At 48.1% G+C, this 20,726-nt stretch carries 11 protein-coding genes, 1 other RNA gene and 1 CRISPR repeat array; of the genes, 4 read left to right on the top strand and 8 right to left on the bottom strand.

Going from position 1 to position 20,726, the window contains the following annotated elements:
- Window positions 1-36: 36 nt before the first annotated feature.
- The 4 genes from FIU82_RS05235 to fabB all read right to left on the bottom strand — a co-directional run bounded on the left by FIU82_RS05235 (window position 37) and on the right by fabB (window position 8,367).
- On the bottom strand, window positions 37-4,656 hold the full coding sequence (locus FIU82_RS05235) for a FimV/HubP family polar landmark protein (RefSeq protein WP_152440520.1): 4,620 nt from the start codon (window positions 4,654-4,656) through the stop codon (window positions 37-39).
- A gap of 243 nt (window positions 4,657-4,899) precedes the next feature.
- Window positions 4,900-5,916: an aspartate-semialdehyde dehydrogenase gene (locus FIU82_RS05230; protein WP_053910370.1), complete on the bottom strand. Its 1,017-nt coding sequence runs from the start codon at window positions 5,914-5,916 to the stop codon at window positions 4,900-4,902.
- 16 nt (window positions 5,917-5,932) lie between these two features.
- Entirely contained in the window at window positions 5,933-7,048 is a 1,116-nt protein-coding gene (locus FIU82_RS05225; RefSeq protein ID WP_152440519.1) for a 4-phosphoerythronate dehydrogenase, read from the bottom strand.
- Window positions 7,049-7,152: 104 nt separating this feature from the next.
- Window positions 7,153-8,367, bottom strand: coding sequence for a beta-ketoacyl-ACP synthase I (fabB, locus tag FIU82_RS05220; RefSeq protein WP_022945657.1), 1,215 nt, complete (start codon window positions 8,365-8,367; stop codon window positions 7,153-7,155).
- Window positions 8,368-8,553: 186 nt separating this feature from the next.
- Between fabB and mnmC the strand changes: the two genes are divergently transcribed.
- Both mnmC and FIU82_RS05210 read left to right on the top strand, forming a co-directional pair.
- Window positions 8,554-10,530: a bifunctional tRNA (5-methylaminomethyl-2-thiouridine)(34)-methyltransferase MnmD/FAD-dependent 5-carboxymethylaminomethyl-2-thiouridine(34) oxidoreductase MnmC gene (gene mnmC / locus FIU82_RS05215; protein ID WP_152440518.1), complete on the top strand. Its 1,977-nt coding sequence runs from the start codon at window positions 8,554-8,556 to the stop codon at window positions 10,528-10,530.
- 63 nt (window positions 10,531-10,593) lie between these two features.
- Window positions 10,594-10,944 (top strand): hypothetical protein, encoded by a 351-nt coding sequence (locus FIU82_RS05210; protein WP_138547863.1) that lies wholly within the window; start codon window positions 10,594-10,596, stop codon window positions 10,942-10,944.
- A 16-nt stretch (window positions 10,945-10,960) separates the two neighbouring features.
- Here FIU82_RS05210 and FIU82_RS05205 read toward each other — a convergent pair whose 3' ends face one another.
- Window positions 10,961-11,827 carry an OmpA family protein gene (locus tag FIU82_RS05205; protein WP_152440517.1) on the bottom strand — a complete coding sequence of 289 codons (867 nt, stop codon included), beginning with the start codon at window positions 11,825-11,827 and terminating at the stop codon, window positions 10,961-10,963.
- 180 nt (window positions 11,828-12,007) lie between these two features.
- On the opposite strand from FIU82_RS05205, the gene rnt reads away from it, so the two are divergent.
- Complete coding sequence (gene rnt / locus FIU82_RS05200; protein ID WP_152440516.1) at window positions 12,008-12,688, top strand: ribonuclease T; 681 nt, start codon at window positions 12,008-12,010, stop codon at window positions 12,686-12,688.
- Window positions 12,689-12,701: 13 nt separating this feature from the next.
- Here the strand turns inward: rnt and FIU82_RS05195 are convergent, their stop codons facing one another.
- Entirely contained in the window at window positions 12,702-14,327 is a 1,626-nt protein-coding gene (locus tag FIU82_RS05195) for a DUF342 domain-containing protein (protein ID WP_152440515.1), read from the bottom strand.
- A 256-nt stretch (window positions 14,328-14,583) separates the two neighbouring features.
- Here FIU82_RS05195 and ssrA point away from each other — a divergent pair.
- Window positions 14,584-14,941: a transfer-messenger RNA gene (gene ssrA, locus FIU82_RS05190) on the top strand.
- 266 nt (window positions 14,942-15,207) lie between these two features.
- Window positions 15,208-18,896: a CRISPR direct-repeat array (repeat unit 28 nt; unit sequence TTTCTAAGCTGCCTGTTCGGCAGTGAAG).
- A 149-nt stretch (window positions 18,897-19,045) separates the two neighbouring features.
- Here ssrA and cas6f read toward each other — a convergent pair.
- Both cas6f and csy3 read right to left on the bottom strand, forming a co-directional pair.
- Window positions 19,046-19,684 carry a type I-F CRISPR-associated endoribonuclease Cas6/Csy4 gene (cas6f, locus tag FIU82_RS05185; RefSeq protein ID WP_152440514.1) on the bottom strand — a complete coding sequence of 213 codons (639 nt, stop codon included), beginning with the start codon at window positions 19,682-19,684 and terminating at the stop codon, window positions 19,046-19,048.
- Between the two features lie 10 nt (window positions 19,685-19,694).
- Window positions 19,695-20,720: a type I-F CRISPR-associated protein Csy3 gene (gene csy3 / locus FIU82_RS05180; RefSeq protein ID WP_152440513.1), complete on the bottom strand. Its 1,026-nt coding sequence runs from the start codon at window positions 20,718-20,720 to the stop codon at window positions 19,695-19,697.
- Window positions 20,721-20,726: the final 6 nt, after the last annotated feature.

Raw genomic sequence — 20,726 nt, 5'->3', positions numbered from 1 at the left:
CTGCGCATTTATTATCTTGCGGCTGAGCTTAGCACGCTAGCGTTTCAGACGTTCTTGCAAGGCTTGCGCCTCTTTATGGAGCGACTGCGGGCCATTATCAAGTACGTCTTGTAGCGCCTCGAGGGCTGAATCAACATCATCAATTTCGATATAAGCCCTCGCTAAATCCAATTTAGCGCTGAAACCGCCGTCTTCACTATCAACATCGGTCTTTTGCGAGTCATCGAGCATGTCATCAAACTCACCCAAGCCCACATCCATATCGACTTCATCATAGGGTTCGTTATCAGGCTCTGAGTCATCACTCTGCTCGAGCAGGTCATCAATATCAAGATAGTCCGGCTCTGCTGCGCCACTGTCGTCTTCGTTCGCGTCTGCGACCGCGTCATCATCCGCGTCAAAGTCACTATCGGCGAGCAAACTCTGCAGATCAAGGTCGTTATCTTGCGGTTCACCGATCACATCTTCATCTGGCTCAGCAAGTTCGTTGAGCAGAGCATCAAAATCGGTCTGCGTTAAATCAGCAAGGAAATCCTCATCGAGCTGACTGTCGTCGAGTTGTTCGTCACCATCGATATCGTCATCTAGAGAGTCATCCATCAGTGCGCTTAACTCATCGTCAAGGTCACCATCCAAATCACTGGAGAGATCGAGCTCTTCATCTCCCTCTTGAGCCATCGCTTCGCTGAGTTGCTGCTCAGCTTCGCTACTAAATGGCTCGTCGAGTTCAAGCTCGGGATAGTCATCTAGCTGCTGGCTAGGATGTTCAACATCCCCCATTTGGGGCTCTTGAGAGCTAACAGGCTCAACGTCCGATGCATCTTCGTCTTCAAGCAGCGGATCGTCGCCTAAGTCAAGTTCAAGATCAGGCTCATCAAAATCAGCAAAGTCTGCTTCAAGTAGCTCTTGGTCGGCACTTTCGTCAATCGCACCTTCATCACTCGCATCCGGTTGCGCTTGATCTTCTATTTCAAGCTCTGGTGCATCAGCAAGTAAGTCATCACCATCGAGGTCATCATCCTCTTCTAATACGAGTTCTGGCTCCGGTTCAACGTCACCCTCTTCATCAGGAGTCTGCTCATCGCTAGGGACATCTTCAGGAAGGTCATCGCCGTCTAAGTCATCATCTTCTTCCAGCGCAAGCTCTGGCTCCGGCTCAACGTCATCCTCTTCATCAAGAGTCTGCTCATCGCGAGGTGCATTATCAAGAAGATCGTCACCATCTAATTCGTCATCCTCTTCCAGTGCGAGTTCTGGCTCCGGCTCAAAGCCATCCTCTTCATCAAGAGTCTGCTCATCGCGAGGTGCATTATCAAGAAGATCGTCACCACCTAATTCGTCATCCTCTTCCAGTGCGAGTTCTGGCTCCGGCTCAACGTCATCCTCTTCATCAAGAGTCTGCTCATCGCCAAGAGCATCATCAAGGAGATCGTCGCCGTCTAAGTCGTCATCCTCTTCATCAGGAGTCTGCTCATCGCCAGCGGCTTCACCAAGAAGATCGTCGCCGTCTAATTCGTCATCTTCTTCCAATGCGAGTTCTGGCTCCGGCTCAGCGTCACCCTCTTCATCAGGAGTCTGCTCATCGCCAGAGACATCTTCAAGGAGATCGTCACCATCTAATTCGTCATCTTCTTCCAGCGCAAGCTCTGGCTCCGGCTCAACGCCATCTTCTTCATCTGTCGCTTGCTCATCGCTAGGGGCGTCATCAAGGAGATCGTCACCATCTAATTCGTCATCTTCTTCCAATGCGAGTTCTGGCTCCGGCTCAGCGTCACCCTCGTCATCGAGAGTCTGCTCATCGCCAGGGATACCTTCAAGAAGGTCATCGCCGTCTAAGTCATCATCTTCTTCCAATGCGAGTTCTGGCTCCGGCTCAACGTCACCCTCTTCATCAGGAGTCTGCTCATCGCCAGAGACATCTTCAAGAAGGTCGTCGCCGTCTAAGTCATCATCCTCTTCCAGCGCAAGCTCTGGCTCCGGTTCAACGTCACCCTCTTCATCAGATGCCTGCTCCTCTTGAGGTGCGTCATCAAGTAAGTCATCGCCATCGAGGTCATCATCTACAGCGTCTTGCTCGTCCGTAGCGTTTTCATCAATCAGCTCATCGATATCAACGTCGCTCTCATCGGCATCTGCTGTTGGCGCTTCTGTCGCTTCATCGAGTAGGTTATCGACATCAAGATCGTCTTCTTCAGCGCTTTCATCGGCATCTGCTGTTGGCGCTTCTGCCGCTTCATCGAGTAGGTTATCGACATCAAGATCGTCTTCTTCAGCGCTTTCATCGGCATCTGCTGCTGGCGCTTCATCAAGCAGGCTATCAACATCAAGCTCATCTTCAGCGCCTTGCTCATCTGCGGCATTTTCATCCATCAGCTCATCGATATCAACATCGCTCTCATCAGCATCTGCTGCTGGCGCTTCTGCCGCTTCATCGAGCAGGCTATCAACATCAAGCTCATCTTCTTCAGCGCCTTGCTCGTCTGCGCCGTTTTCATCAATCAGCTCATCAATATCAACATCGCTTTCATCGGCATCTGCTGCTGGCGCCTCGGCCGCTTCATCGAGTAGGCTATCAACATCAAGGTCATCTTCTTCAGCGCCTTGCTCATCCGCAGCGTTTTCATCAATCAGCTCATCGGCATCTGCTGCTGGCGCTTCTGCCGCTTCATCGAGCAGGCTATCAACATTAAGCTCATCTTCCTCAGCGCCTTGCTCGTCTGCGGCGTTTTCATCAATCAGCTCATCGATATCGACATCGCTTTCATCAGCATCTGCTGTTGGCGCTTCTGCCGCTTCATCGAGCAGACTATCAACATCAAGTTCATCTTCTTCAGTGCTTTGCTCGTCTGCGGCGTTTTCATCAATTAGCTCATCGATATCGACATCGCTTTCATCAGCATCTGCTGTTGGCTCTTCTTGAACTTCATCGAGTAGGCTATCAACATCAAGGTCATCTTCTTCAGCGCTTTGCTCGTCTGCGGCGTTTTCATCAATCAGCTCATCGATATCGACATCGCTTTCATCGGCATCTGCTGCTGGCGCTTCTGCCGCTTCATCGAGCGGACTATCAACATCAAGGTCATCTTCATCAGCGCCTTGATCGTCTGCGGCGTTTTCCTCTAGTAAATCATCGACATCAAAATCGTCATCCGCCGGCTCGGACTGCGTCTCATCAACAAGCTCATCAATATCAAAGGTGTCATCCCCTGACTCGGCATCTGTCTGCTCGAGCTGATCGTCAGCCAACTCTTCAGACAATGCGGCCATCGCCTCATCGCTATCATCGCTCGCTTCTTCACCGTTAGCGTTTGCCTGTGACTCGTCTTCGCTATCATCGGTGGCAAATAAGTCGTCAATATCTTCGTCGCTAAGAATATCGCTATCTGGTTCATTTTCTTCTGGCACATCAACACTGATGTCATCGCCAGGGGCATCAAAATTTTGCTGTAATACCGCTTCTTCTTGGCTCACTTCAGCATCAGACTCATCGTCAAATACCACGTCATCATCAAGTAAGCCGTCTAACTCGTCTTGGTCTAACAGTGAGTCGATATCGTCAGCCCCATCACCGCCTTCATCTAAAATATCGTCGCTTTGATCAAGGAAGTCGTCATCGTCTAACTGAATGCCCGGCTCATCTAACGCATCATCGGGGTCATCGAGCGGTAAATCATCAAGGCTGTCGTCTAAGCTGTCGTCATCCGCACCTAAATCTAGGTCATCGATACCGGCCTCAGGTTGAGTTTGCATTTGCGGCGTCGGTGTTTGTGGTAGGAATTCATCGTCGTCGTTTGGCTCAGGCTCTTTTGCTGACTGGCGTTTCTTTAAAATGAAAATAATTAACCCGAGCACGGCTAATGCTGGAATAGTCATCATCAAAACTAATTTCAGCCACGTTGGGATGCCTTCGAGCGCACTTTGTTCTTGCTGCGCTTGCTGTAACTTCTGCTGCGCCATAGCCTCACGTTCAGCCAGTATTTGTTGCAGCTGGCGCTGCAGCTCTGCGTCCTTTTCGTCAAGCTGATCTTTGACTGTGGCAAGCTGTTCGCTGATCTTCTCAAGTTGCGATTTCAGCTGACGATTCTCAGTCAATATCGCCTCTACATCGGTCACAGACGACTTGAACTGCTCTTGTAGCTCCACCAAACGCTCGCCTTGTAAACGCTTAAGCTGCTCTAATTCGCTTTTCAGTTCCGTTTTGGCTTTTTCGACATCTTCTTGACGCGCCGACGTGGTTTTTTTCGCGACCAAATCGATTTCATTACTATTGAGCGTGCCGTTTTTAATTTTTTCCCACAAACGGTCATCTTGCTCAGACTTTTGTCGTGCCTGAGCCGGGTCAATAGTACGAATTTCATTTAACGAGGGAATACGCAAATATGCGCCATCACGCATGTGGTTAAGGTTTTTGTCTAAAAATGAGTCGGGGTTTTTCTCGTAAAGGGCAACCATTACTTGGTACATGGTCACTGAGTTGTCGGGACGCACCTTGGCAGCGATTCGCCACAAGGTGTCAGTTGGCTTAATGGGTCCGATAGAGCGGCCTTGAGCACCATAGTCGACCCCTTTAGGACCACGAATTTCAGTGCTTTGCGCACTCGTGCCAGCCGCTACTAGGGTCGCGACAACAAAAACCAGTGTAACTAAACCGCGCATGCTTTTCCTTTACTCATTTTTTGTGCTTTATGGAAGGTTATCGGCCGCAAAAGCCATCTCCCGAGTCATTGTTTTTCTTGTGTTTATCAGCAAGCTTTATTCCACTTTCAAACTATAAACCAGATATAGGGGAATATCCACGCCGGAAAGGGAATTTCACTTTACTCCGAAACAATTGATAACTAAGAAAAAAGCGGCAATTTGCCGCTTTTTTACTGTACTTACTCGCCGTTGGCCTTCATTTTACAAATATTCGGCAATGAGCGCCTCAGCAATCTGCACGCTATTGGTCGCCGCACCTTTGCGGGTGTTATCGCTGACGATCCACAAATTTAAGCCGTGTGGATGAGAAATATCTTGCCGCACGCGGCCAACATAGACGCTGTCATTGCCGCTTGCATCGGTCACCGGCGTCGGAAAATCATGGTCATCATTGATAAGCTCAACGCCAGGGGCTTGCTCGAGCAGCTGTTTAACGTGCTCAACATCCACTGGCATACGTGTTTCTAGGTGTACCGCTTCAGCATGACCGTAAAATACCGGCACGCGCACCGCTGTTGGGTTCACTAATACACTGTCATCACCAAGAATTTTTTGCGTCTCCCACACCATTTTCATTTCTTCGCGGGTGTAGCCATTGTCTTCAAACTTATCAATTTGCGGAATGACGTTAAAAGCCATTTGCTTGCTAAAGACTTCATTTTCCATGGGCCGGCCATTCATTAAGTGCGCCGTTTGCTTAGCCAGCTCTTCCACCGCTTCTTTACCTGCTCCCGACACCGCTTGGTAGGTTGAGACGTTAATACGATCAATGCCATAGGCGTCATAGATAGGCTTCAGCGCCACCATCATCTGAATGGTGGAGCAGTTCGGGTTAGCAATGATATTACGATTGCGAAAATCTGCTAGCGCTGAGCTATTCACCTCAGGCACAACCAGTGGCACATCAAACTCATAGCGAAACTCTGAGGTATTATCGATGACGATACAACCAGCCTCAGCGGCAATGGGAGCATATTTTTGTGACACACTGCCACCAGCCGAAAACAGACCAATATGGGCATCGGCGAAGTCGAATTGCTCGACATCCAACACCTCAATGCTCTGGCCATTAAACTCAATTTCCTCACCCGCAGAGCGACTGCTGGCCAATGGATAAAGGTTATCAACCGGAAAGTTACGCTCCGCGAGCGTTTCGATAATTTGGCGACCTACGAGCCCTGTGGCTCCTAATACCGCGACGTTAAACTTTTGCGACATGCTATTTCCTCAGGCATTAAATACTGAACCCCAGTGCAGCCAGCGCACTGAGGTGAGGGTTATCACCGCGCAGCCGCAAGGTGCTGAGCTCACGGCGAACCGGATAATTCTTTCTTAGGCTATCAAAGCCCTCTGTCGCGAGTGCTTGACGCATAATGGCATCATCGCGACGAACGTCATAAATAAGGTGCACAAGCGAGCCAAGCTCCTGCAATGTCCAACTAGGGCTTAATGTGAGTTCATTTAAACTCGGCGTCGGCAGCAGCTCACTGAGGGTGGCTTCAGCGCGAATCCCCAAGTGCTGACACAACGCTTGATACAACATAAAGGTGCCTCGACCTTTACCTTCGAGGGTATGACCGCCAATATGCACCGTAGCTAAATCCACATAATTCATCAGCTCAGTAAGAATATGCGGCTCATTTTCCCACACATCTAGTACCAGATGTAGGTCATTGTCACTTTGTTGACGCGCAAGCAATGCGACGTTATCAATCACATCACCGCGACTGGCATTAATGATCACCTTGTTGCTGGCTAAAGCCGCAATGCGCTCGGCATTGAGTAAGTGCCGCGTTTGATGACTGCCTTCTTTTACCAAGGGCACATGGAAGCTAATGATGTCTGCTTGCGCTAGCGCCTGCTCTAGTTCGTACCATTGGCCGCTGTCACCTCGCGCGGCACGCGGCGGGTCAACCAGCAAGGTTTGCACACCGATGGCGGCGAGCTTATCGGCTAAGCATTGGCCAATATTGCCGACACCGACAATAGCCACCTTCTTGGTGAATAGCGAAAACTGTTGTTGCTGCGCTAACACCAGCATGGCACTTAGCACGTATTCTGCCACCGCAATGGCATTGCAACCTGGGGCATTGGTAAAAGGAATACTACGGCTTTGCAAATACCCTTGGTCGATATGATCGATACCAATGGTCGCAGTGCCAACAAAAGAGAGTTGCGTGTTGCTATCTAGCAGCTGCTCGTTCACCTGGGTCACCGAGCGCGTTAGCAGTACATCGGCATGCTGCGCTTGTGCCGCTGTGAGTGTGCGCCCATCGAAGCGCTCGACATCGCCCAGCGGTGAAAACAATGCATCCACCAAAGGCATATTTTGATCAGCTAATATCTTCATGGCAGTTATCCCAGCCCAGTTTGGAGCGCCATTCTAATCGCCCTTGGCACACAAAGCAAAAAGCCACGCATCAGCGTGGCTTTATGATTAACAAAGCAGCAAAATTAGCCTTTGTATTTACTCATCACCAATGTGGCGTTGGTACCGCCAAAGCCGAAGCTATTCGACATCACGGTATTAAGCTCCACATCGCGGCGCTCAGTGGCTATATCCAAACCTTTTGCTTGCTCGTCCAGCTCATCAATGTTGATAGATGGCGCTACAAAGTTATTCTCTAGCATGAGCAAAGAGTAAATCGCTTCATGGACACCGGCTGCGCCGAGCGCATGACCCGTCATTGCTTTAGTGGCGCTAATAGCTGGTGATTGCTCACCAAATAGCTCTTGAATTGCACCGAGTTCTTTGACATCACCTACTGGCGTTGAGGTGCCGTGGGTATTGAGGTAGTCAACAGGCCCTTGCAGGTTTTGCATCGCTTGTTTCATACAGCGAACTGCGCCCTCGCCCGATGGTGCCACCATATCGAAGCCATCGGAAGTTGCACCATAACCGGTAATTTCGGCGTAGATATGCGCGCCACGGGCCAATGCATGCTCTAGCTCTTCAACCACGACGATACCGCCGCCACCAGAGATGACAAAGCCATCTCGGTTAGCATCATAAGTACGAGACGCCTTTTCTGGCGCATCATTATACTTGGTCGACAAGGCGCCCATAGCATCAAATTCCATCGCAAGGGTCCAGTGCAGCTCTTCACCGCCACCGGCGAAAATAACATCTTGCTTGCCTAGTTGAATTTGCTCTACCGCATGGCCAATACAATGCGCCGAGGTGGCACAGGCCGAACTGATAGAGTAATTCACACCTTTAATTTTAAACGGCGTGGCCAAACACGCCGAGGTGGTGCTAGCCATGGTGCGCGGGACCATGTATGGGCCTACCCGCTTAACTCCTTTCTCGCGAAGAATATCGGCGGCTTCCACCTGATACTTCGATGAGCCACCACCAGAGCCAACAACCAATCCGGTGCGCTCATTAGACACTTGCTCGTCGGTGAGTTTAGCGTCAGCAATGGCCTGAGCCATTGAGATATAAGAATATGCCGCTGCATCACCCATAAAGCGGTGGGCTTTGCGGTCAACGTGATCTTTAACATTAATATCAATGTGGCCAGAGACCTGGCTACGCAAATTGTATTCTGCAAATTCAGGGTTAAAGGCAATACCACTTTTACCCGTTTTTAGAGATTCCAGTACTTCTTCTTTATTATTACCGATGCTAGAGACAACACCGATACCCGTAATGACGGCTCTTCTCATGAGAATTTACCTTAGCTTAGATCTAAATTGCGTATAGTTTACGCGGAAACTGATTCCGAAGTGGTCATTCCAGCGTACATATGTACACTGAAATTTTCAAGCGCCCGAGATGATCTTTTAGTGACAATATACGCACCGCTGTAAAGTCGCTAAAATAGTGGGCAAAGACTTACTCAAAGAGCCAAAATGATTACCCACGCTAAAATCCATTTTAATGACTGTGGCACCCCCGTCGCCGACGATTTTGACGATGTTTACTTCTCTAATGAAGACGGCCTGGCTGAATCAGATTATGTATTTTATCAGCATAACCACATCAGTGAGCGACTATGCAGTCATCCGCGCGAGCAATTTGTCATTGCCGAAACAGGGTTTGGTACGGGTTTAAACTTTTTGAATGCATGGCAACGCTTTGCCACCCAAACAGAGAAAAAAGCCACCCGGCTGCATTTTATCTCCTTTGAGAAATTCCCTATCCAGCGTCAGGATTTAGCCCGAGCTCTAGCAGCCTGGCCGCAACTGAGCCATTACAGTGAGCAACTGGTGGCACAGTATCCCGAGGCCTTGCCTGGTTGCCATCGCCTGCACTTTGGTGATGTGACCTTGGATTTATGGATTGGCGATGTGCTTGATAGCATCGAGCAGATGAACTTCAATCAGCATGGTCTCGTCGATGCGTGGTTTTTAGATGGCTTCGCCCCGAGTAAAAATCCTGATATGTGGCAGCAGTCTTTGTTCGATGCTATGGCACATCTTGGTCGCGAAGCCGCCACCTTTGCCACCTTCACCGCTGCAGGCTTTGTACGCCGAGGGCTGCAGCAAGCCGGGTTCAAGGTGAATAAAGTGAAAGGCTATGGCCGCAAGCGCGAGATGATAGTGGGTGAGCTTGAACATACCACCGCGACCACCAATGTTCCGGCGCCATTTGTTCGCCATACCCGCCCCTTAGATAAGGTTGCCATTGTTGGTGGTGGCATCGCTGCGGCGACATTGGCTCATCGGTTAACGGCACGCAATATTCCTTGCACCCTCTTTTGCGCTGACGACGAACTGGCTCAAGGTGCGTCACACAACAAACAAGGCGCAGTGTATCCGCACTTGCAAGCAGATGTATCGCCCTCCAGTGAGCTCTTCGCGCACAGCTTTTTATATGCCAAGCGCTTGTACGAGCAACTGGCAAACGATGTTGATTTTGCCCACCAATGGTGTGGCGTGCTGCTACAAGGCGTTAAAGAGGAAGGACAAAAACGCCATGCCAACTTGCTCAGTAAGAACAATTGGCCGCAGTGGTTGATACAGGGTGTAGATGCGAAGCAAGCCAGCGATATTGCCGGCATTGATACTCCCTATGGTGGTTTATTCATCCCTGATGCGGGCTGGGTTAGCCCCGTGGAACTGGTGCAGGCATTGGTCACTCAAGCCAAGCAGCAGGCGCAGATCGACATCCATTTTGCCACTCAGGTTACGGCTGTTAATCGCGTGGGTGAGCGTTGGCAGTTGCTGTGCAAAAACCAGGGCTATGACGATTTTAGCGATGTATTTATTTGTATGGGGGAGCACTCCACTGAGCTGTTGCCAAAGAGCGAGTTGGCGCTACAAAGTGTGCGCGGTCAAGTGTCACACCTGAGCGCCAGCGATAACTCGCGCAAGCTCAACACTGTGCTTTGCCACAAAGGGTATTTTACACCGGCTCACGATGGCAGCCATTGTATGGGTGCAACCTTTGAAAAAGACACCCAAGCGCGGGATATTCGCGATGCTGATGATCGCACTAATTGGCAACAATTTGCCGGATTTTATGGTGATTGCGACTGGACTCAAGAGTTACAGGATATTAACGGTGCCAAAGCCGCTATTCGCGCAACCCTCGCCGATCATTTGCCTATTATAGGGCAATATGCGCAACAAGACGATTATATGGCGGCCTTCCCATTGCTACCTAAAGGACAATGGCAAGGCCAGCAACCACTGCGTCATCAAAACCCTGGTTTACACTTGTTTACTGGCTTAGGGGCACGAGGCTTATGCACGGCTCCCCTGTGCGCTGAGGCACTAGTGGCCAGCTTGTGTGATGAGCCATTGCCGATTTCAAATCGTGTCGATCAGGCCCTGCACCCTGCCCGTTTTATTATTCGCGACCTAAAGCGCGGACAAATAAAGTGATTTTTGGTTAAATATAGGTTAAATTTTATAATATAAAGATGTGTTTATAATCGGAGTGAAACCATGAATAACGCTTTTCGCCGACTAGCTACCACCCTTGCAGGAAGTGTTTTGGTAGCGGCGAGCAACCTAGCCTATGCGGACTTGTCTTTGCTACCTTTGCCAGAAGATTTTACCACCCGCATGACCGTGGAAAAGAAATACCCCATGGTGCTTGATGGTTTCACTCGACTTACTGACAACGAAGTCACTGATTTTTATCAGAGTAAGCTGGGTGAGCCGTTGAATATTACCAGTGATATTGGCCGCTTTACCTTGTTTTATGATGTAAACGGCCATCCGGTACGCATTAGTGTGTATCAACGTGATGAGTGGACAGAAATCAGTGCCATGGTCAGCGCCGCTAACGAATAAGCTACGCTGATGAGCCTTATGGCTTAGCTATTTGAATCACTACGCGACGGTTTTTGCCGCGACCAATCACCGTCTCGTTTGGAGCTACATGGCGCTTCTCGCCAAACCCCGTAGTCACCAACTTACCTTCATCTACACCTAACTCTTTAATATACTCGGCAATCGCCGCCGCACGGCGTTTAGAAAGTTCGAGGTTATTCCAACGTCCACCATAGCTATCGGTGTAGGCTGAGATCATCACCGACTCTATTTCTTTGTCATGCTTGAGGTACTCACCTATCTGTGCGAGGCGCTTTTTCGATGATTTGGTCAACTCGCTGGAGTTTTTCTTGTAGTTCATCACCGTAAACGCGATATCTTCAAAACTAAAAGGCAATAATCCGTCACGACATTGTAAAAACGCCCAATACGCTTGCTTAAAATTAACCGACGATAAGCCTACCGAAACCTGATCACGGGCGTTACGCCAGTCTTGGTAGTAAAAAGTGGGATGATTGCCCTTCTCTAGCTCTGAGAGCATCTCCCAAGCCGCACTGTCACCTAGCTCGCCATCGAATTGCCGCAGTAGCTCCATTGACGCTAACGCTTTCGCATGGGTGCCTGGGCGCCAGCTTGGCGGCACCGCTTCCAATGCAGCTAAGTCATAATTATTGGGGCGAACAACCATGTCCAAATTAAAGTTTAAGGCTTTATTTTTGCTGGCATGAGCGCGGAATATGGCTTCGCCATAATAGGGAACTTCATGATTAAGTTGGCACTGTAAACGCGAGTTTTCTACCAAGGTCCAATGCGAGGACTGTGCTGAAGCCTCATAGCTGCGCATCGCCGCCTGCGCCTGAGCGCTTAACAACACACTCAATGCAATTAATGAAAACCTAATCATGATGTGAACATACCTCGTCGAACCATTGACGCTTTTACCGTGTACGAAACGCAATGCAATACTTGTACCACAGAAAACGAACTTGATGGCACTATGGCGTGATTAATTTTACCTTAGCCCCTGTTGGCATGGCGCAGTTTTTGCCATAATAGCCGGCCTTTATTGGCTTTGGGCAGTATTATGGCAGACACAGAACCAACACGCTTTGCACAGCGCTTTCGCGGCTTCTTCCCTGTAGTTATCGACGTGGAAACCGCTGGCTTTAATAAAAATACCGACGCATTGCTTGAAATTGCTGTCACCACATTAAAAATGGATGAGCAAGGCTACTTGCACTTAGACCAAACGCAACACTTTCATGTTGACCCTTTTGAAGGGGCAAACATCGAGCAATCGGCTATTGAGTTTAATGGTATCGACCCTTTCTCACCTTTGCGTGGCGCGGTGGATGAAAGCGAAGCAATGAAAAGTATCTGTAAATTTGTACGCAAAGCGCAAAAAGACGCCGGCTGCCAACGCTCCGTGGTGGTTGCCCATAATGCCGCCTTTGATCATGGCTTTTTAAATGCGGCTATTGAGCGCTGTAAAATTAAACGCACGCCATTTCACCCTTTTGTAAGCTTTGACACCACGTCGCTGGCCGGATTAGCGTTGGGACAAACGGTACTGGCAAAAGCGTGTCGCACTGCGGGAATTGAGTTTGATAATGCCCAAGCGCACAGCGCCTTGTATGATACAGAGCGTACCGCTGAGCTGTTCTGCTTTATCGTTAACAAATGGCAAAGCTTGGGAGGCTGGCCGCTCGCTAGTACCGAGACTAGCGAAGAGCCTACACCGCCGGAAAATACCGAAGGCGTCTAAGGCCGCATGTGCCTTAAAGTGGAAATTGTTGAGTGATTTTGCCTTCACTCAATAGCGCCGAATGTGGCGGATAGATACGCGATATCTGCGTTGTATCATGGGCAATTTTCAGCTCCACTCCAGGGTGCATTAAGTCATTTACCCGCACACGGCTCGTGCCCAACAACATATTAATGCGCTGTTGCACGAGTCGTTTTTTCTTCTCTAACCCTTGCTTGATGGCCACCCACTGAGCTTCATGCTTATCCAAATGTGCGCACTGACGTTTGCGTTTGTCATTATCCGCCTCTTTTAAGGCCTTTTTACGAAGCACCTGTAAGGCAGCAAACTTCTCGTTAATGCGTTTTTGCTGTTCAGCTAAGGTTTTACGCTTTTGTTTTAGTTCATAGTAATACTGACCCAGATACACTTTAGTGCGTGTACCCGATGGCGCACCTAACTCGCCAGTTTCTATGCGCAAAGCATTGCTGACAAAGCCACCAATCAACTTGCCTCGGGGGTTTTTGCCCCGACCAACACGAATTAAGCGCCGAGCGCTTAGCTCACAGTGCAGTGCTTGGCGGTCGATAAAGATATCTTGCTGCGATTGAATATCACTGTATTGAGCATAGCCAATAGAGACACTGCGTTTAGCTTGAATACGGCAACTACAGGGTTCAGACTCGTCTCGTTTGCGTCCGATCACGCCCTTAACGACGGTGATCTCATTGTCGCTTTGTAGCGTTGCCGATTCGACAAAGCCCAAGACGGTGATATCACCAGTGGCGACAATTTGCATCGCATCTTTTACATCGCCGCTGACAATCACACTGCCCTCGAAGCGAATATGCCCCGTTGTTGCATCAACGAAGTCATAGCACAGCACGTCGTCCACTCGCACACCCCGAGCAAGTGCAACCGGCACCCCGACAGCGTCGGCCACCAAGAGGTTTTCGTTGTCACTGTCTAGACGCGTGCCTTCCATAACCTCAAGCGGAAACTGACGACCGGGTTTAGGCGCAAGTTGCTCACCAAATAAATTGTACCCAGGCTCCCCTGCCGTTGCTGGCACTCTTTGCATTAACGGGCTACCCGGCTTCACCGTAATAATATCGCCAAGGTCGCGCATATCCACCTTGCCATTTTCAGCTTCTTTCGGACATAAAACGCGGTCTTGAGCGGTGGCGCATAGACGAATAAAACGTGCATCTTCACCACTTTTGGCTTTACGCCCAACAGCAACAATTGCCGTGGCACGCCCCCCTGGTGGCAGCTCAAACTGCTTTGCTAGCAACAACTCAAGAGCTTTACGACTAATACCTTTTTTAATTCCAGCTTCACGAAGTTGGCGCACAGCGTTGTCTAAATCTAAAATTTCACCACCACGAGCGCAGATGAGCTCGCCCTCTGCCATCATCAGTGGTTCATCGATATTAACATTCAGACGAGCATTAACTGCCCGCGCTACAACACGTGACTGGTTAGACTTAGACGGATTAAATAATGCCGCGATATTGGCATCAAGGATTTCGCAGTCGGCGTAAGGCGATTGCGCCAGTAATTCCATAAGCTGGGTAGCGCTGGCAGGTACTGAGCCATTCATGGGGTGATCAATTAAGCTCACCTCGCCACTGAGCTTATCAAAGGCAAATAGGGACACGTTATTTTACTTCCAAGAAGCGCCCAACAAGTGAGCACGATTTTATTATTAGTGTTTTTGCATCGAGCGCTATTTGACCATACTCATACTTAATTGTTAAGTAATTGTTCATACTCTTTTCGCAGTTGTTATAGCAAATGCGTTGATTTTGCACAGGGAATAGGCAAACACGCCTGATTTATAAGAAATTCAGTTGCTTTCGCTTGTAGTAGGGTCACGCTCTCAGTTATACTCATGGATACTGAAACGTATTTCAGGGGCTGATTAGGATTCGACGGGATTCAAGACGCCTGAGGTGCATGTCGAGGTGCGGTTGGCCTCGTAAAAAAGCCGCATTTTAAAGTAATCGCAAACGACGATAACTACGCTCTAGCGGCATAATAGCCCGCTAGCACTTCTCCGGTGTATGTCTGTGGACCCGGTTTTGAAGTGTCACCCTACATAGACTCGCTACGGAAACCCTGGCCGGGGTTGAAGGGTTAAAACTAAGCGGCCTCGCCTTTGTTTATCGTGTGCGTCCGAGACTCAAAGGTTAACCAAAAGACGACACTAAACATGTAGGACCGATGGTCGAGGTTTTCCGGACGGGGGTTCAAATCCCCCCAGCTCCACCACTTCACTGTTCGATTAAGTTCGAAAACGTTTAAAAACCCGCTGAGAATAAAGACTTAGCGGGTTTTTTAATGCCTGTAATGTACGCCCACTTTTTTGAAATTCAGTTGTTTATGTACTGCTTCATGTACTAAGTTAGTACATAGTGTTCGTTCTCGTAGTACGTCGCTGCGCCAAAGCCTTAAGTTTAAAGGTCTTCAGGGAATAGTAGATATGGCAAAAACGGTTAAACCACTTAACGACACACAACTCAAAAACATCAAGCCCACTGATAAGGTGCCTATTCAGCAGTAAAGATTAGAGACAATCACGGCTCACAAATTATAAATTTCTAAGCTACCTGTTCGGCAGTGAAGGAATGCATACATGCAGTGGATTCGTATTTCAATTTCTAAGCTGCCTGTTCGGCAGTGAAGTGCTCGGCTCATTTTATGCGGGGTTTCTTTGTTTTCTAAGCTGCCTGTTCGGCAGTGAAGTGCTGATTCTTGCATTCTGTGCTGTCACCTTCTTTCTAAGCTGCCTGTTCGGCAGTGAAGAGCTGGCACTTTTTTTGTGTTGGGGCGTTGATTTTCTAAGCTGCCTGTTCGGCAGTGAAGAGTGAAGCGTAGCGCCAGGTAAAGTCTGTGCCTTTCTAAGCTGCCTGTTTGGCAGTGAAGATATTGTCGAGACTTACAACCCTGCAATGTATTTTCTAAGCTGCCTGTTTGGCAGTGAAGTTCAATAGTCTGGGTTACCACCTCTTGCTTTTTTTCTAAGCTGCCTGTTTGGCAGTGAAGCTGGTGCTCGGTGTTGCACTCATTGCGTCCAATTTCTAAGCTGCCTGTTCGGCAGTGAAGATAAAAAATAAGTTGCTTGTACTGCCACCCAATTTCTAAGCTGCCTGTTCGGCAGTGAAGTTTCCCACCAAAACCTGTTGTTTGGTCCATAATTTCTAAGCTGCCTGTTCGGCAGTGAAGACTTAGGCGTATCACCTTGGTTGTGCGCGTACTTTCTAAGCTGCCTGTTCGGCAGTGAAGTGGAACGTACGGTATTTCTTTCAACCCTCATATTTCTAAGCTGCCTGTTCGGCAGTGAAGCTAGCCCCCTTATTATGCGCTTCGGCGATGATTTTCTAAGCTGCCTGTTCGGCAGTGAAGTGGAAGCGGCGAATATTAAAATTGCTTGCCCATTTCTAAGCTGCCTGTTCGGCAGTGAAGATTTCACGCGATAAGTCGCCTTTTTCACGGTATTTCTAAGCTGCCTGTTCGGCAGTGAAGTGTCGGTTAACGGGCGTGAGATTAACGACTGGTTTCTAAGCTGCCTGTTCGGCAGTGAAGCCTGGTTGTCCTGGACGAAATGCAGAATTTTTTTTCTAAGCTGCCTGTTCGGCAGTCAAGAAAACGGAAAACTATTTCGAGCCTACGAAAAATTTCTAAGCTGCCTGTTCGGCAGTGAAGATTCGATTTTATCGACGTTGACGACAGCAACTTTTCTAAGCTGCCTGTTCGGCAGTGAAGATATCCAGGGCGGTTTATACCTCCTTTAAAAATTTCTAAGCTGCCTGTTCGGCAGTGAAGTACGACATTGATTGGCTAGAAGAGCATGTGATTTTCTAAGCTGCCTGTTCGGCAGTGAAGAACGGCGGTACCGCCTTTATTTTTCGTTTTAATTTCTAAGCTGCCTGTTCGGCAGTGAAGAAGCCGCTGTTGCCGCCGCTCTGGTCGCCATTTTTCTAAGCTGCCTGTTCGGCAGTGAAGCGGCGAGTGATAAACAGTAAATTGGCCTTTGATTTCTAAGCTGCCTGTTCGGCAGTGAAGAGGCTGTTTTCTTATCTGCTTACTTCGCAGTTTTTCTAAGCTGCCTGTTCGGCAGTGAAGATCTTGATAATCAGGTTGCTTCAAACCAGATTTTTCTAAGCTGCCTGTTCGGCAGTGAAGGCGGGCGCAGCCTTGCTTGTTTTGTTTCTAATTTTCTAAGCTGCCTGTTCGGCAGTGAAGAAATAGAGTCGCCTACCCTCCCACCTCCATGTTTTCTAAGCTGCCTGTTCGGCAGTGAAGAAGTCTTGTCATAGCTAAAGTTGGCGTCATCATTTCTAAGCTGCCTGTTCGGCAGTGAAGTTCAAATCGCCAAAGTAAACGCCATCATAATCTTTCTAAGCTGCCTGTTCGGCAGTGAAGTAAGAGCCTTTCGCGTGCACTGGGTACACGTTTTTCTAAGCTGCCTGTTCGGCAGTGAAGCGTTTGCAGAAAAGAGCGCCCCCGCGCCAGTTTTTCTAAGCTGCCTGTTCGGCAGTGAAGAGGTTGTACTTGTGTTGATTGCGTCGTTGGTTTTTCTAAGCTGCCTGTTCGGCAGTGAAGTCCTTTCGACGGTGGCTACACGTTTGCGACACTTTCTAAGCTGCCTGTTCGGCAGTGAAGATGTCGGGTATGTCCGGTAATCTAAATAGCTTTTTCTAAGCTGCCTGTTCGGCAGTGAAGCAAAAGTAAGTCGCGCACCACTCAAGGCATCGTTTCTAAGCTGCCTGTTCGGCAGTGAAGATGACATTATTCGTTTCTGCTGGCGCTCTATTTTTCTAAGCTGCCTGTTCGGCAGTGAAGACAGGCTCAGGTGAGCATGCGAAAAGCGTATTTTTCTAAGCTGCCTGTTCGGCAGTGAAGCGATGATTTAACGGGCAGTGTTGGCAGTTGGTTTTCTAAGCTGCCTGTTCGGCAGTGAAGATTGTATTTGCTCCATAGGGTTGGAATTTGGCTTTCTAAGCTGCCTGTTCGGCAGTGAAGGCCGTGCTGGCAATGACTCCAATGTCTTCATTTTTCTAAGCTGCCTGTTCGGCAGTGAAGATTAACGCCAATGGCGATGTGAGCTTATCAGCTTTCTAAGCTGCCTGTTCGGCAGTGAAGAAAATTGAAAGGCACCGGTATCCATAAAAAGATTTCTAAGCTGCCTGTTCGGCAGTGAAGACCGTGGGGCGGGCGTCCTTTTTCATCCAAGTTTTCTAAGCTGCCTGTTCGGCAGTGAAGGCCGCAAAGGTGTAGCGCTAGACCCTGCTGTGTTTCTAAGCTGCCTGTTCGGCAGTGAAGGCAAGGCAATACATTTACTCACCCAGCTGGCATTTCTAAGCTGCCTGTTCGGCAGTGAAGCAAACCATCAAAATAGTTATCAGTACCTTGAATTTCTAAGCTGCCTGTTCGGCAGTGAAGACTGTCGTTTTCCTAGGCTTTCTATCTTATAATTTCTAAGCTGCCTGTTCGGCAGTGAAGTTCGCCGCATTCATTTCCGCACGGCTGATTTATTTCTAAGCTGCCTGTTCGGCAGTGAAGGTGGCCCCGAAGAAGGCGAAGCTGCTGCCGAATTTCTAAGCTGCCTGTTCGGCAGTGAAGGGTATCGCATAATAAGCGCCTTTGGTAGGAGATTTCTAAGCTGCCTGTTCGGCAGTGAAGATCTCAATCATGCGTTGACTCATTTAGAGAAGGTTTCTAAGCTGCCTGTTCGGCAGTGAAGTCTACGCAGACCAACTACCCGATTCCTTGAGTTTTCTAAGCTGCCTGTTCGGCAGTGAAGTGTGAGCCTCTCGCCGATAAAGCCGCTGTTGATTTCTAAGCTGCCTGTTCGGCAGTGAAGACCCAATCGTAGAAAATGTTGTCGAGGTTAGATTTCTAAGCTGCCTGTTCGGCAGTGAAGCGCTGATACCAGTTTGGGTAGTGCAACTCAGCTTTCTAAGCTGCCTGTTCGGCAGTGAAGTTAAGACTCACCGTGCGCGCTTACGCAAAATTTTTCTAAGCTGCCTGTTCGGCAGTGAAGTTCCGAAGTCTCTTGGGTTCTTAGTTCAATTGTTTCTAAGCTGCCTGTTCGGCAGTGAAGATACGCTTTGCGCGATGATAGGGGCTATCTCTTTTCTAAGCTGCCTGTTCGGCAGTGAAGACGATGTTCTCCACTTCTTTCGCGGTCAGATATTTCTAAGCTGCCTGTTCGGCAGTGAAGTATAGAGTAAACGGAAAAAAGTAAGTTGCAACAAGCTATTAAGATAAAAAACCAATTTTTACCTTATTTTTATAGCATGTTGCAACACACTGTATTTTATGCAAATTTTTAAAGAGCAAAAATAAAGGGTAAAAGTCCCCTTTTATTTGTTAAAACTGAGGCACGCACCCATTCACATTTTCCTCATTTGACTTTGAACTCAATCCGTAACAGTCAAATGTACCGTTTGACTTACCAGTAAACTCTTGCAACTTGATAAACAAAGGATATTTACTATTAATGTCTGGTGAACGTTGCTTTGTTTGTTGACTGTGCAAATAAACAAAAGGTAAGTCACATTTTGAAGAAGGTTTAGTTCTTTCTAACTCTGCTAAGCATTCAACTAAAGGCTTACCACTTTTAGCTGACCACCGTTCAGCCTTTTCTTGCATCTCACGCTCAATGCGTTCAGGTGATTTAACATGCTGACGAGAAAAACTCACCCATGTTACTTCTTCTGGCACTGGCTTTATGGCTTTTACATGGCAGTAGTCTTCAAGACGAGTTAACCATTTAGTTATGGATAACTTTTCTAACTGCGCCTGCTCTGTGGCAAATAAACGTAGTTTGTTGCCAAGCGGAAAGCCTTTTTGACCATAGTCAGGAAAGCCAACGGCGATCTCTGATTGATTAGGCCCAGCTTTGTGTTCAACAAGCGCAATATGCACTTGTTGAAAGACGTTTTGCCAAATAAACCCGAGCGGAATTTCTGCGTCAGGCAACATGGTGATTTCTTGGTAGTAGTTCATCTAAACCTCCTTAACTTTCACCTTCACCAAATACGCCACCACGGATCAGCATTGCCACTACAAAATGTTTATCTTGCTCAGTTAATTGCGAAGATGTTTCGCTACTTAACCATTTCAATAGAAGTGTTTTAAAATCATTACGGGTTGAACGATAAGCAACCCCACGTTGGGTTACAGACCCGTAAGCTTCGATTGCAATCGGTTTATTTGTTTGCTCAAACTTCGGATACCAATCATCAATAGTACGCAATGCATTGCCAATTTTTTCACAATGCATTGCAGCGACGTTATCTTTGCCCTGCACTCCGTTCAATGAAAACAGATGACGACTTTTTTCACCTTTGACTGCATTGAGCACCATTTCTTGAGAAGGCCAAACTCTTTGTGCATCTCCCAATTGCGCGAACGCTTCAATTTGCAATACGGTATTTTTTTCTCCTTTAAAGCCAGCCAAAATCAACTGTGCTAATTGAGCAACATCTTCATCATTCGTTGTCGTTTCTGAGAGAGGAAAGTCATAGGCATTAAATTCCAATTTGTCACTCAGCTCACTAGTCCCAACTAAGACCTTTAGCTGTTGAGCATTGACTCGGTTGCGCCATAAGAAGCGTCCGTTGGCGATATTATAGGCATATCGTGCCGCCAGTTCTTGCAAATCATCTTGTACATAACCTGCGATCACCTCATTAAAGCGACTTTCAAATTCAACATTATTACAAGCCGTTGGATTTTGTATGCCTGAAACCACTCTTAAACTGAAGCTTAAACGCAACGTATCTTGACCGTGCTTTAAGGAGCCATCATCGCCCCATGATAAATTTGCCTCTGCAATTTGCTTTTGTAGTGCATCTTCGTCCTCTAACACTTCCTGTGTAAAATTACTCTTTACTGCTCGATTTCTTCTTTCAAACAGTTCTATTGGTTGCCAGTTTTTTTCATTATCAATATCTTGCCAACTCCCTGATAACATAACACCATCTGAGGGTTCTAATTTGCGATCAAATGCTAAAACGCTAGGTAATTTAATTGTGCTCATGATTCT

Source organism: Pseudoalteromonas sp. THAF3, assembly GCF_009363775.1.
Lineage (GTDB): Bacteria > Pseudomonadota > Gammaproteobacteria > Enterobacterales > Alteromonadaceae > Pseudoalteromonas > Pseudoalteromonas ruthenica.
The sequence above is the reverse complement of the archived record's forward strand: the minus strand, read 5'-3'. Positions and strand labels throughout refer to the sequence as shown.